10 protein-coding genes are annotated in these 13,163 nt (G+C 45.2%); 5 read left to right on the top strand and 5 right to left on the bottom strand.

Annotated features, from left to right (window positions below):
- The 5 genes from DWX84_RS09220 to DWX84_RS09200 form a co-directional block, all read left to right on the top strand.
- On the top strand, nucleotides 1-281 hold a 281-nt coding region (locus tag DWX84_RS09220; protein ID WP_233573928.1), incomplete at its 5' end, for a helix-turn-helix domain-containing protein.
- Complete coding sequence (locus DWX84_RS09215; RefSeq protein ID WP_048928494.1) at nucleotides 278-1,540, top strand: glycosyltransferase family 4 protein; 1,263 nt, start codon at nucleotides 278-280, stop codon at nucleotides 1,538-1,540. The genes DWX84_RS09220 and DWX84_RS09215, both read left to right, overlap by 4 nt.
- 98 nt (nucleotides 1,541-1,638) lie before the next feature.
- Nucleotides 1,639-3,501: an RNA-binding domain-containing protein gene (locus DWX84_RS09210; RefSeq protein ID WP_008774360.1), complete on the top strand. Its 1,863-nt coding sequence runs from the start codon at nucleotides 1,639-1,641 to the stop codon at nucleotides 3,499-3,501.
- 12 nt (nucleotides 3,502-3,513) lie between these two features.
- Entirely contained in the window at nucleotides 3,514-4,275 is a 762-nt protein-coding gene (locus tag DWX84_RS09205) for a glycosyltransferase family 2 protein (protein ID WP_008774361.1), read from the top strand.
- A 23-nt stretch (nucleotides 4,276-4,298) separates the two neighbouring features.
- On the top strand, nucleotides 4,299-6,803 hold the full coding sequence (locus tag DWX84_RS09200) for a YfhO family protein (RefSeq protein ID WP_121961146.1): 2,505 nt from the start codon (nucleotides 4,299-4,301) through the stop codon (nucleotides 6,801-6,803).
- 43 nt (nucleotides 6,804-6,846) lie between these two features.
- Here the strand turns inward: DWX84_RS09200 and DWX84_RS09195 are convergent, their stop codons facing one another.
- The 5 genes from DWX84_RS09195 to DWX84_RS09175 all read right to left on the bottom strand — a co-directional run bounded on the left by DWX84_RS09195 (nucleotide 6,847) and on the right by DWX84_RS09175 (nucleotide 13,156).
- Nucleotides 6,847-7,974 (bottom strand): glycosyltransferase, encoded by a 1,128-nt coding sequence (locus DWX84_RS09195; RefSeq protein ID WP_121961145.1) that lies wholly within the window; start codon nucleotides 7,972-7,974, stop codon nucleotides 6,847-6,849.
- Between the two features lie 102 nt (nucleotides 7,975-8,076).
- On the bottom strand, nucleotides 8,077-9,495 hold the full coding sequence (ahcY, locus tag DWX84_RS09190; RefSeq protein WP_122377496.1) for an adenosylhomocysteinase: 1,419 nt from the start codon (nucleotides 9,493-9,495) through the stop codon (nucleotides 8,077-8,079).
- 231 nt (nucleotides 9,496-9,726) lie between these two features.
- Nucleotides 9,727-10,482: a glucose 1-dehydrogenase gene (locus DWX84_RS09185; RefSeq protein ID WP_121961150.1), complete on the bottom strand. Its 756-nt coding sequence runs from the start codon at nucleotides 10,480-10,482 to the stop codon at nucleotides 9,727-9,729.
- Nucleotides 10,483-10,594: 112 nt separating this feature from the next.
- Nucleotides 10,595-11,413: an AraC family transcriptional regulator gene (locus DWX84_RS09180; protein WP_121961144.1), complete on the bottom strand. Its 819-nt coding sequence runs from the start codon at nucleotides 11,411-11,413 to the stop codon at nucleotides 10,595-10,597.
- 93 nt (nucleotides 11,414-11,506) lie between these two features.
- On the bottom strand, nucleotides 11,507-13,156 hold the full coding sequence (locus DWX84_RS09175) for an AMP-binding protein (RefSeq protein ID WP_057326727.1): 1,650 nt from the start codon (nucleotides 13,154-13,156) through the stop codon (nucleotides 11,507-11,509).
- Nucleotides 13,157-13,163 lie beyond the last annotated feature (7 nt).

The following is a 13,163-nucleotide window of genomic DNA, read 5'->3' as shown; positions in this document are numbered from 1 at the left end:
ATAAGATGGGTTTTTTATACTTGACTTTTTTTCATGAGCGGATAAATGAGCGGATAAATGAGCGGATAAATGAGCGGATAAATGAATTGTCGGATATGGAACGGGAGGTATATCAGATCTTGCGAGAGGAGCCTACTATCCGTCAAATAGATTTAGCAAATCGTTTGGATTTGACAGAGCAGTATATCCGGAAGCTTATAAAAAAGTTGAAAGAGCATGGTTGGATTGAACGCATTGGAGCTAGGAAAAATGGTTATTGGAAAATAATAGAGAAGTCATGAAGATATTGATATTAAATACCTCTGAATTAACCGGTGGAGCGGCAGTCGCCGCAAACCGACTAGCGAAAGCATTGGGTAAATCTGGTGTAGAGGTTTCTATGTTAGTACGTGATCGGAAAACAGACCATGTAAAAGTTTTCTCTGTAAATAATTCATGGACTTCACATAGGCTTAATTCTTTTCGCTTCATTTGGGAACGACTGATAATCTTTATCTGTAACTTCTTTAGCAAGAAGAACCTCTTTCAAGTTTCCATAGCCAATACAGGCACGGACTTATCGAAGCACCCATTAGTGCAACAGGCGGATGTGATTCATCTGCATTGGGTGAATCAAGGATTTTTGTCTCTTTCTGATATCAAGAAATTAGTAAATACCGGAAAACCCATTGTGTGGACTATGCATGATTTGTGGCCTGCTACGGCTATTTGTCATTATCCGGGAGGATGTGAGAAGTATATATCGAATTGTTATCAGTGCCCGATGCTGAAACGAAATCCGTTTTTTGATTTAGCGGCTTCTGTTTTTAAGGAGAAAGGGAAAATTGGGTTATCTAAGATTACATTTGTCGGTTGTAGCCGATGGATAATGGAAGAGGCCAAAAAATGCAATTGGTTGAGAACTGCCTGTTTTACCTCGATTCCTAACCCGATTGACGTGACAGCCTTTAAGCGTATGGAAAAGCGGGTGGCCCGTAAACGATTCGGCCTGCCGGAAGATAAGTTCCTTCTTCTTTTTGCCGCCGCTAAGCTTTCAGATACCCGGAAGGGAGCGATTTTTTTGATCGAGGCTTGCGAAAAACTAAAAGAGAAATACCAAGATCGCATAGAAATCGTGTTGATGGGAAATAGCTCGGAAGAATTGATTAGCCAGTTTCCTTTTAAGGTGAATACGCTGGGATATATATCGGATCAAGACTCTATGATTTCCGCTTATGCCTGTGCCGATATGTTCGTTATTCCTTCGTTGGAGGATAACTTACCCAATACGATTATGGAGTCAATGGCATGCGGTACGCCTTGTGTGGGATTTGAGACAGGAGGGATTCCGGAGATGATAGATCATTTGAAGAATGGGTATGTAGCTAAATATAAGGATACAAATGATTTGGCTGTAGGGATTAAGTGGATAATTGACAACCAAGAGACTTTTCGATTTAGTGAGGCTTGCGTCCGCAAGGTGCATGATTGTTATAGGGAATCGGTTATTGCCGAAAAATATATAGCTTTGTATCAGAGCCTGTGTAATAAGAGAAAATAGCGTGAAAGAAGATCAGCATATCGAAGTAAGAATGAATGCTTGTTGGTAGGTGATTGAAAGCAAATGAAAATTGCTACATTTGTGGAAAAATGGAATAAATGGACGATCAGCATAAGCCTGAATGGATTAAGGTGGACGAGTGGGATTTTGTAGAATATGTGGATAGCTTGTTACGTAGTCAAGAGGCTGTCGATTTAGAGTTTAAGACCGCTCGTGCCGGATTCCCAAATAGTGTGTGGGAAACGTATTCTTCATTTGCGAATACAGATGGAGGAACTATCGTTCTGGGAATAAAGGAGAAAAATGGGGCACTATTTGTGGAGGGACTTCTTCCAGAGCAAATTGTGTCTTATCGGCAAATCATTTGTAACCAATTGAATAATCCGGATTGCGTTAATGTTAATTTACTTACTGACAAGAATATTCAAGAGGTAGACTATAGAGGAAAATCTCTTTTGCTGATTTATGTTCCGAGAGCATCTCGTTCACAACGTCCTGTATATTTAACAAGAAATCCCTTGAATGGACATACTTATAAACGAAATAATGAGGGAGATTATAAATGTACGGATACGGAAGTTCGCAGAATGATTGCCGATGCGGATGAGGAACATCCGAGAGATTCTCGTATTTTATGTAATTATTCAATGGAAGATATTGATTTGGACTCACTTAAACAATATCGACTGCTACTTTCTAGTCGTCAGCCAGATCACCCTTGGTTGACACTTGATGATATGGCTTTTTTGAGAAAATTGGGAGGATATCGACAAGATAGGCAAACAGGTCAAGAAGGGTTTACTTTAGCGGGTATATTAATGTTTGGAAGGACAGAAAGTATAACGGATAATGAATGTGCTCCATCTTATTTTCCGGATTATCAGGAAAAAATGTCGGTAGATGAGAATGTTAGATGGACAGATCGCATTTGTATGGATGGAACTTGGGAAGCGAATCTTTTTCAATTTTATCGGCGTGTGTATCCTAAATTATCATCTGTACTGCCTAAGCCATTCCGTTTGGAGAATGGTGTGAGATTGGAAGATACTACCACGCATGTCGCTTTACGTGAGGCATTTGTAAATACATTGGTGCATTGTGATTATATGGAGGAAGGAAATATAACGATAGAACAATGGAAAGATCGTTATGTATTTAAAAATCCCGGAACACTGCTAGTGAGTAAGGCCCAGTATTATGCCGGAGGTGAAAGTATATGCCGTAATAAGAGCTTGCAAAAGATGTTTATGCTGATTGGCTTCTCTGAGAAAGCAGGAAGTGGGGTGAATAAGATTTTTATGGGTTGGAAAAATGCGAATTGGAGACCTCCATTTGTGGAGGAGCAAAGTCACCCGGATCGGGTGGTGTTGAATTTACCGATGGAAAGTTTGTATCCAGAGGAAGTCTTAGAAGAACTTAAGCGTCTGTTTGGACGGGAAATTGAAAGAATTCCATATGATCAATTCACGGTTTTGGCTCTTTGTTACTCTGAAAAACAAGTATCTAATGAAAGACTTCAATATATTTTGAACCAACATAGCTCAAATATTACAAAGCTACTAAAAAGTATGTGCAATGCTGGTTTTTTGGAGTCTATAGGAAATGGCCGGGGAACTAGGTACCGTTTGCTGTTTTTGGAGAAGGATGAAAGCAAGCCTCAAAAGGATGAAAGCAAACTGAAGAAGGATGAAAGCAAGCCTCAAAAAGATGAAAGCAAACTGGAGAAGGATGAAAGTAAGAAATATATGCGTTATGAGGATTTGTCGAGGTTAATACTATCTGTTTGTGAGGATTATGTAGCTCTGGAAATAATAGCGGAAGCTGTTCATAGAGAGGCTTCTTATTTAATTAATCGGGTTATACCAAGAATGTTAGAGGATGGGCTACTAGAGAGATTATATCCGTCTTCTCCTAAGCATCCTTTACAAAAATATCGTGTGAGACAAGTCGGAAATTTATAAGAGATAATGGAAATGAATCAGCAACCTACATTTTCGATCATAACGATCACCTATAATGCGGAGCGATGGTTGGAGCGTACGATATTGAGCGTACTTAGCCAGTCGTATCCGAATATCGAGTATATATTGATTGACGGAGCGTCGAAGGATAAGACCGTAGAGATCATCAAGCAATATGAGTCCGGTATCGCTTCTTGGATAAGCGAGCCTGATAAAGGCTTGTATGATGCTATGAATAAGGGATTGAAGCGGGCTACAGGGGATTATGTGTGGTTCCTGAATGCGGGGGATACACTTTATACCGCAGATACCGTGCAAAGAATTGTGGCGTCTTTGAAAAAGAAAGTATCTTTGCCAGACGTGATTTACGGAGAGACCCGGATCGTTGATGCGGAGGGTAGATCATTAGGGATGCGCAGATTGAAAGCACCGGAGAAACTGACTTGGAAAAGTTTCCGGATGGGAATGTTGGTTTGTCACCAGTCATTTATATCAAAACGGGAGATCGCTCCGTTATATAATACGGAATACCGTTTGACGGCGGATTATGATTGGTGTATCCAATGTCTGAGACGATCGAAAAGAATACATAATACACGTTTGACCCTATCTAATTTTTTAGAGGAAGGATTAAGTAGTGTGAACCGGAAAGCTTCCTTAAAGGAGCGATATGAGGTCATGTGTAAGTATTATGGCAAGGTGTCGACGATTCTGTTGCATGGCTGGTTCGCCGTGAGATTCTATTTTGCCAAATGGTTTAAAGGTAGAGTATAAACAATAAATTATAGATAAGTTTTATGCGGAGTATAATGAGTAAATGGGGAAAACATATCGCAGCGATAGCCGTATTCTTGGTATTGACGGTGATTTATTTTTCTCCGGCCGTATTTGAGGGTAAGGTCGTCCGGCAAGGGGATACGGAAAAGGCTATCGGTATGGGGAATAGCCAGATGGATGAATATGAGAAGACGGCCCAACCGGGAGAATTCAGCGCATGGTCTGATGCTATGTTTGGCGGAATGCCTTATGTGTCGGGATATGGCAATCCGGCTCCACGATTTCCCGGATATCTTTTAGTGGAGAAGCCTTTAAAAGCGCTGGGGTATATGGATGCGGGGATGGTGTTTACCGGATTCGTTTGTTTCTATATCTTGATGTGTGTCATGGGCGTAAATTGGTGGTTGGCGATCGCTGGTGCTATCGCTTTCGCTTTAGCGTCTTATAATCTGATCATTATAGAGGCCGGCCATGTCACGAAAGCGTATGTAATCGCTTATATGCCATTAACGTTGGCGGGTATGGCCCTGTTGTTCAAGCGTAAGTATTTATGGGGGGCGGTCGTGTTCTTGTTGGGTGTCGCTTTCTCTATCGCGAATACGCACCTGCAAATCACTTATTATTTATTATTACTTTGCTTCTTCGTTTATTTGGGATATTTGTTCAATAAACTGAAAGAAAAAGCTTATAAAGAACTGGGTACGGTAACCGCTATTATGGCTGGATGCGTGATATTGGCGGTGTTGCCGAATGCCCAGAATATGTATGCTCAATGGGATTTGGGACAGAACTCTATCCGTGGGGCTACGGAATTAACGACAACGACCCCTTCGGGCGAGAAGATCTCTTCCGGCTTGGACAAGGATTATGCGTTCGCTTGGAGCTATGGAAAAGGGGAGTTGTTGACCTTGTTGGTCCCGAATGCCTATGGTGGAAGTTCAGGTGGAATGCTAGGCCCGGATTCTGAGTTATATAAGGAATTAAGGGCGAAAGGCGCTCAAGTCGGAAAAGAGGTACAGGCTCCTACCTATTGGGGAGAAAAGACATTTACTTCCGGGCCGGTTTATTTCGGGGCATTGGTCTGCTTCTTGTTTGTTCTGGGAATGTTCGTGATCCGGAATCCGTTGAAATGGTGGTTATTCGGAGGTTCTGTCTTTTTGATATTGCTGGCATTGGGACGTAATTTTGATAGCTTCAATGACTTTATGTTCCATTACTTGCCGATGTATAATAAATTCCGTACCGTAGAGATGGCATTGGTTATTCCGGGTATGGTATTTCCTATTATCGCTATATGGGGATTGAAAGAGGTGTTATCGGAGACCGTGAGCGATGCCTTGTTGAAGAAAGGATTGATCGCTGCTTTGGCTATCACGGGGGGCATTTCTTTAATCCTTTGGTTGATGCCGAGTATGCTGTTGGATTTCCGTTCTTCTTTCGACGCTCAATATCAGTTGCCGGATTGGTATTACAACGCCTTGTTAATGGATCGTGCTTCCTTGGCTTCGGCGGATGCGTTGCGCTCTTTGGTCTTTATCTTATTAGGGGCGGCTTTGTTGTTCTGGTTCTATACCTCGAAAGATCGGAAAAAGGTGGCGACATTCGTAGGGATCGGTGTTGCGGTCTTGATGTTGGTTGACTTATGGACGGTGGATAAACGGTATTTGAACGATAGTAACTTTATCCGCCAGAAACCTACAGAGGTATATAAAGAGACGGTAGCCGATCAAGAAATCATGAAGGATAAGGACCTTTCTTATCGTGTCTTGAATTTGAATAATCCTTTCTTGGAGACAACGACCTCGTACTATCACCATTCCGTCGGTGGTTATTACGCCGCGAAGCTAAGACGGTACCAAGAACTGATCGACCACCGTCTGCAAGGAGAGCTTAACTCGGTTATCGGGGCTTTCCAGAAAGCGCAGACCGCAGAGGATTTGATGGGGGCGTTCGCTGCTTGCCCGTCCTTGAATATGCTAAATACACGTTATATTATCTATAATCCGGAGCAACCGCCTTTGAGGAATCCGTTTGCTTTCGGCAACGCTTGGTTTGTGGATAAAGTGGAGGTCGTGGAGAATGCGGATGCGGAAATAGCGGCGTTGAATACGATCAATCCGTTAACGACGGCGGTTGTCGATAAACGTTTCGCCAATGAGGTGAAGGGTTTTACTCCTCAAGTGGACTCAACGGCTACGATAACGCTGGATAGTTATCGTCCCAATAAATTAGTTTATACGACGAAGGCTAATTCTGAGCAATTAGCAGTATTCTCTGAGATCTATTATCAACCGGGATGGGAGGCTACGATTGATGGGAAGCCCGCTCCGCATTTCCGGGCGGATTGGATATTAAGGGCTATGTTAGTTCCTGCAGGAGAGCATCAGATCGTATTTGAGTTTAGACCGCAAGGTTATATTACGGCGGCTTATATTACTTCTTTCAGTTCGTTGATTATCTTGTTGTTATTGATTGGTGCGGTAGGATATTCGGTTTGGAAAGCTAGAAAGCAAAAAGAGATATAAATTCCGGTTGGTTGTAGAGACGGGGCACGCCCCGTCTCTACAACTAGATGAAACCGCTATTGATAAAATCGAGCAGTTTTCTCGTTAGGGTTTCCCACGAGAGGGCTGCTTTTTCTTTGGATATGTTCGCAGGGATGGTGGCTTGCTGTGAGGGGGTGAAAAGTTCCTCGATACCTTGGGCGAGGGCCGTCGCAGATATCTCAGGCACTACGATGCCTGTACCCGGCTTTTCGATGCTGTTCTTGAAATCGCCTACGGGAGTACTTAACATAGGTAAATCGTAATTGTAGGCTACGGATACGACACCGCTTTGAGTGGCGGAGCGATAGGGGAGTACCAAGGCATCCGCCGCTGAGAAATAAATGGGGATTTCCTCGTCGCTGATATATTCACAGTGGACGAATATACGTTCTTTTGCCGGAGATGCATCGATCAGAACCTGATACTTCTCGAAACTACCGTAACATTCGCCGGCTATAATGAGATGGTAATCCTCGTTAAGCTGTCCCATCGCTTCTATCAGCAGGTCTAATCCTTTATAATCCCGTATCAGTCCAAAGAATAGAAGATTCTTTTTGGACGGATGGATTCCTAATTTCCGGCACGCCTCGTTCTTGTTGATCTTACTCCCGAAATGATTGTAAAGCGGGTGTGGGTTCTGGATATATTTAGCGCCCGGGTAAAGTTTCCGCAAATCATACCGCACGTTATCGCTCATCACGATAAAGCCATGGCATTGCTTGAAAAGTAACGAAGCTAAAGGCTTGTCGAAGAAACGCGGCTCATGGGGAATCGCGTTGTGGATAAGGGTGATTACCTTACAATGCTTTTTCATCCGGTTCGCTACGTGGGCGTATCCGGGAACGAAAAAGGACATCCAGTAAGAGATAATCAGTACGTCCGGCGCATAGGAACGAATGGCGTTTACGGTACTGAAATAACTAACCGGGTTGACGCTATCTAATACTCGCACGCTCTCGATTTCGATCGCACGGTCTCCCGCTTCTACGTATTGAGTCTTGCCGGGAAATAAGATATCCGGATAAAGGCGTTTGAAGTTGAAAGCCTTTACTTCATGACCTTCTTTTACTAATTCCGTATAGAGCATCCCGCTGAATTGGGCGATACCGCCACGATAGGGATAAATAGGGGAGAGAATAGCGAAACGCATGGTAATTGAAAATTAAGAATTGAAAATTGAAAATTAAGAATCGAGAACTACAGGAGCTGCCCTCCCTTCATTATCAATTCTCAACTTTCAATCTTCAATTAATTAGTATCTGTAATGATCAGCCTTGTACGGTCCTTCTACCGGTACGCCGATATAATCAGCTTGCTTTTGTGATAATGTAGATAATTTCACGCCGATACGTTCCAAGTGTAGGCGGGCAACTTCCTCATCCAAGCGTTTCGGTAAGCGGTATACACCTACCTCATAAGCCATTTGCCATAAGTCCATTTGGGCAAGCACTTGGTTCGTGAACGAGTTACTCATTACGAATGACGGGTGTCCCGTAGCGCAACCTAAGTTTACCAAGCGTCCCTCTGCCAATAAGAAGATGGAGTTTCCGTTCGGGAACGTATATTTGTCCACTTGAGGCTTGATATTCGTGTGCTTGATATTCGGATAGTTGACAAGCTTGTCCACTTGGATCTCGTTGTCGAAATGACCGATATTACATACGATCGATTGATCTTTCATCTGTGTCATATGCTCGATCGTGATGATATCGCAGTTTCCGGTGGTTGTAACGAAGATGTTACCCTCTTTCACAGCCTCTTCCATGGTAGTGACCTCGAAACCTTCCATAGCGGCTTGCAAGGCGCAGATCGGATCGATCTCAGTCACGAGTACACGAGCCCCGTAAGAGCGCATGGAGTGAGAGCAGCCTTTACCTACGTCACCGTATCCGGCCACGACTACCACCTTGCCGGCGATCATTACGTCCGTAGCCCGCTTGATGCCGTCCGCCAAAGACTCACGGCAACCGTATAGGTTATCGAACTTGGATTTCGTCACGGAGTCATTAACATTGATAGCCGGAACCAGCAACTCACCTTTCTCCATCATCTGATACAGACGGTGAACGCCGGTGGTCGTCTCTTCCGACACACCTTTCATCTCGGCTACCGTACGGTGCCAACGGCTGTTATCTTCTTGAAGGATACGATTTAATGTATCTAGAATTACCTGTTCCTCATGATTACCGCCTTTGCGGTTGATGGTCTCCGCGTCGTTCTCCACACGATAGCCCATGTGAATCAATAAGGAAGCGTCACCGCCATCGTCAACAATCATGTGAGGACCTTTGCCTTCCGGGAAACGAAGCGCCATGTCCGTACACCACCAATATTCTTCCAGCGTCTCGCCTTTCCAAGCGAATACCGGTACGCCATCAGCTGCGATAGCCGCCGCCGCATGGTCCTGTGTGGAGAAGATGTTACAGCTAGCCCAGCGAACGTCCGCTCCCAACGCAACTAATGTTTCGATTAACACTGCCGTCTGAATAGTCATATGCAGTGAGCCGGTGATACGTGCGCCTTTCAAGGGTTTCTGATCGGCGTATTTCTGGCGTAGCGCCATTAATCCCGGCATTTCGTGTTCGGCGATCTCGATCTCTTTGCGACCGAATTCAGCCAAACTCATATCTGCCACTTTATAAGGCAGATTAGTTGGAAATAATTGTGACATAAATTAATACTATAAATGGTTGAGACGCGAAGGTACGAAAAAGCGTTGATAGTAGGTGTTCTTTATCTATGAATTTCCATCTAGGGCAGAGGCTTGCCGAGGGGTACGGTGGGTTCGTTACTGCAACCTGCCTTGCAGCAGTTCTGCAACAGCCATGCAGCATTACTGCAACCCGCATTGCAGTAACACTGCAACGCCGTTGCAGTATTGGGCTCTCTGTAGTTTTGCGATTTAATGAATACTGAAGGCTCCATCTACCAATAGCGCATGGCCATCTACGAAGCTCGCTTGCGGGCTGCATATCCAAAGTACGGCGTTGGCGATCTCTTCCGGTTTACCGAGCCGCCCTGCGGGAATGTCGCGCACCAGCTCCTTCTCCAAGGAAGGGTCACGCCGCATTAAGTCTTCCGCCATCGGCGTACGGATAACGCCCGGACATACGGCATTGATGCGGATGTTCTTTGCCGCATAGTCGATAGCGGCGGTACGTGTCAGTCCGATAACGGCATGCTTACAGGCTATGTAGGCCGCTTGCCCCGGAAATCCCGTGACTCCGCCTTGCGATGAGGTGTTGACGATGGCGCCGCCGCCTTGTTTCAGCATTTGCAGGATCTCATAACGCATGCAGTTCCAGACACCTTTCAAATCGACAGCCACGGTACGGTCGAATTCATCGTCGGTGATTTCCGCCATTGGGCGTTGCGGTGTTTGTATGCCTGCGTTGTTAAGAGCTGCGTCCAGTCTTCCGTAGGTAGCTACGATCCAGTCGATCATCTCTTTTACGGCTTGCGTGTTTGATACGTCGCACCGATACGCTACGGCCTTATGTCCCTCGGCTACTAATTTCTCTACCTGTTCTCTCGGCTCACGGATGTCTGCCAATACGGTTATGTATCCAGCCTTGGCGAAGGCTTCAGCGCAAGCGAGTCCGATACCCATCGCTGAACCGGTTACTAAAGCTACTTTCTCTTCCATTGTCTTTGTCATGATCATTTGATTTACATTTTGTTATTATTTATGTCGCGAAGATAAGGAGGGAGTGGTATGGAGGCTTTGTTATGTGGTTCAAATAGCTTTGTTGTGTGGCCCATTATAAATATTATATATCCTCGGTTGGCGGTACGCCATACGCTATCTTATAGATTTTCGAGAAATGGGAAAGGTTCTTGAAGCCTACCTCGAAACAAATCTCCGAGACCTTACGCCCCCCTTTACGTATCAGCCCATATGCGGCTTCAAGGCGGCGTTGGATGAGCCATTCCCGGGGCGAGAGAGCGCTACATTTCTTGAAATCACGTTTAAATGTGGAGAGACTGCGTCCCGTATAGTTGGCGATTTCTTCCATGGAAATATCGTTCATATAATTCCGCTCCATGAATTCCAGTATGTCTATCTTCCATGGATCGGTAAAATCGAAGATAGAGGCATATAGATTCTTGTCGGTATTGAGCAACACATAAACGCCCTCGACCATTTTTAGTTGCAGCAATTCGTCTGTCGGTTGGATCTTGGAATTGAAATAAGGGGTCATCGACTCAAACAAGCTTACGATATCGGGACGGTTGGACGGTAGCTTGTAAAGGCTGACCTGATCTCGCTTGGCATCTTTAGGGAGAGTATTTCGATCTAATTTGCTGTAAAAGTCGCGTAGGAACTTCATGGTGAACATCAAGAAGATCGCCTTGAACTGCTCGCCATTCCATGCTTGTTTCGTCATCTGCACGCTGAAGTCCTTGCGGATGAAAGCGCATTCTCCTTTATGTAACCGGGTGATTTGGCCTTTCTCGTCGATTACCATCTCTCCGGAATATACATACACCAACACATGCGAATGATTCCGGTGCAGGCAGCTCTTTCCGCCATCGAAATACATCGCTAAAAATAAATCCGAGTAACGCAGTGTGTTGATTCCGTCCATCGTTCTTTAGGAAAATGGGCGACACGGGAAGATCGTGCCGCCCATTATGAAGATTTTAAAGTAACTGTCAACTGTTAGCTGTCCACTAAATCGTCAGGCCGGCGTGATACCTTGCTCTTGCAATAGTTTCAGCCCGAGGTCTTTCAACTTGAACTTCTGTATCTTTCCGCTTCCGGTCATCGGGAAGGTATCGACGAAGAAGATGTATTTCGGGATCTTATGCCGGGCGATCTTTCCGCGGCAGAAATCTTTCACCTCTTCCTCCGTAGCCGTCACACCATCGTGAAGGATGATAAAGGCACCCACTTCCTCTCCATATTTCTTGGAAGGAACAGCGGCTACTTGCACGTCTTTCACGCCGGGGAAATGATAGAGGAACTCCTCCAGCTCACGTGGATAGATATTCTCGCCTCCACGGATAATCATATCCTTGATACGGCCGGTGATACGGAAGTTTCCATTCTCATCACGAACGCCCAAGTCGCCGGAATGCAGGAAGCCATCCTTGTCGATCGCTTCATTGGTAGCGGCTTCGTTTTTATAGTAACCTTTCATGTTATTATAACCGCGGTTACACATCTCGCCCTGTACGCCGACGGGGCATTCCTCGCCAGTCTCCGGGTCGATAACCCGTACCTCGGTAAATTCGAACTCATGGCCTACAGTATTATAACGCACCTCGGCCGGATCTTCGATACGGGAGTGGGTCATACCCGGTGAGGTCTCTGTCAATCCATACACGCTGGTTACACGCATGTGCATCTTCTCGTCCACGGTTTTCATGAGTTCAACCGGGCAAAGAGAACCTGCCATAATACCGGTACGTAACGACGTGAGGTCGAACATCTCGAACATCGGGTGGTTCAGCTCGGCAATGAACATGGTAGGCACGCCGTACACGGCCGTGCAACGCTCTTTATGTATAGAAGCTAATACCAATAGCGGATCGAATTTCTCGACCATCACTTGCGTACATCCATGCGTCAATACGTTCATGGAAGCTAATACCACGCCAAAGCAATGAAAGAGAGGTACGCAGCAACAAAGCTTATCGTCGGCGGTGAATTTCATATGCTCACCCGTCAAGAAACCGTTGTTGGCGATGTTGTAGTGAGTCAACATGACCCCTTTCGGGAAGCCGGTCGTACCGGACGTATATTGCATATTGACAACGTCGTGGCAATTTACTCTCGCTTTGGCAGCCTCTAAGGTCTCATCCTTTATATTTTGTCCGAGGAGCAACATCTCGGGCGTATTGTACATACCCCTGTATTTCTCCTGTCCGATATATACTACATTTCTCAAGCGTGGGAAACGCTCGCTTTTCAAATACCCCCGTTGAGAGGTCTTCAATTCCGGCAACATGGTATAGACCATGTCCACGTAACTTCCATCAAACACGCCGTCCGTGATACACATCGTATGGATATCGGCGTTCTCAACCAGATATTCCAGTTCGCTTTGTTTATAGTTGGTGTTGATCGTGACCAGTACGGCACCGATCTTGGCTCCGGCATATAAGAAAGTCAGCCAATCCGGTACGTTCGTCGCCCATACGCCGACATGTGTGCCATGGGTGATACCGATCGCCAGCATGCCTTTCGCCATGTCGTCCACACGCTTGTTGAATTCGCTCCAAGTGAAACGTAAGTCACGGTCCGAATAAACGATATATTCCTTGTCCGGTGTAGTCTCGGCCCAATGTTCCAGCCATTGGCCAAGGGTTCTGTTATGTAATTCCATAAAACGC

This window comes from Parabacteroides sp. AF21-43, assembly GCF_003635435.1.
Lineage (GTDB): Bacteria > Bacteroidota > Bacteroidia > Bacteroidales > Tannerellaceae > Parabacteroides > Parabacteroides distasonis.
This window is presented reverse-complemented; position numbering and strand designations above follow the sequence as displayed.

Bases quoted from the DNA above. Each gene is read 5' to 3' on its own strand.
- DWX84_RS09180 (WP_121961144.1), bottom strand. From the start codon at position 11,413: ATGGACGGAATCAACACACTGCGTTACTCGGATTTATTTTTAGCGATG.
- DWX84_RS09185 (WP_121961150.1), bottom strand. From the start codon at position 10,482: ATGACAAAGACAATGGAAGAGAAAGTAGCTTTAGTAACCGGTTCAGCG.
- DWX84_RS09215 (WP_048928494.1), top strand. From the start codon at position 278: ATGAAGATATTGATATTAAATACCTCTGAATTAACCGGTGGAGCGGCA.
- DWX84_RS09210 (WP_008774360.1), top strand. From the start codon at position 1,639: ATGGACGATCAGCATAAGCCTGAATGGATTAAGGTGGACGAGTGGGAT.
- ahcY (WP_122377496.1), bottom strand. From the start codon at position 9,495: ATGTCACAATTATTTCCAACTAATCTGCCTTATAAAGTGGCAGATATG.
- DWX84_RS09195 (WP_121961145.1), bottom strand. From the start codon at position 7,974: ATGCGTTTCGCTATTCTCTCCCCTATTTATCCCTATCGTGGCGGTATC.
- DWX84_RS09205 (WP_008774361.1), top strand. From the start codon at position 3,514: ATGAATCAGCAACCTACATTTTCGATCATAACGATCACCTATAATGCG.
- DWX84_RS09175 (WP_057326727.1), bottom strand. From the start codon at position 13,156: ATGGAATTACATAACAGAACCCTTGGCCAATGGCTGGAACATTGGGCC.
- DWX84_RS09200 (WP_121961146.1), top strand. From the start codon at position 4,299: ATGCGGAGTATAATGAGTAAATGGGGAAAACATATCGCAGCGATAGCC.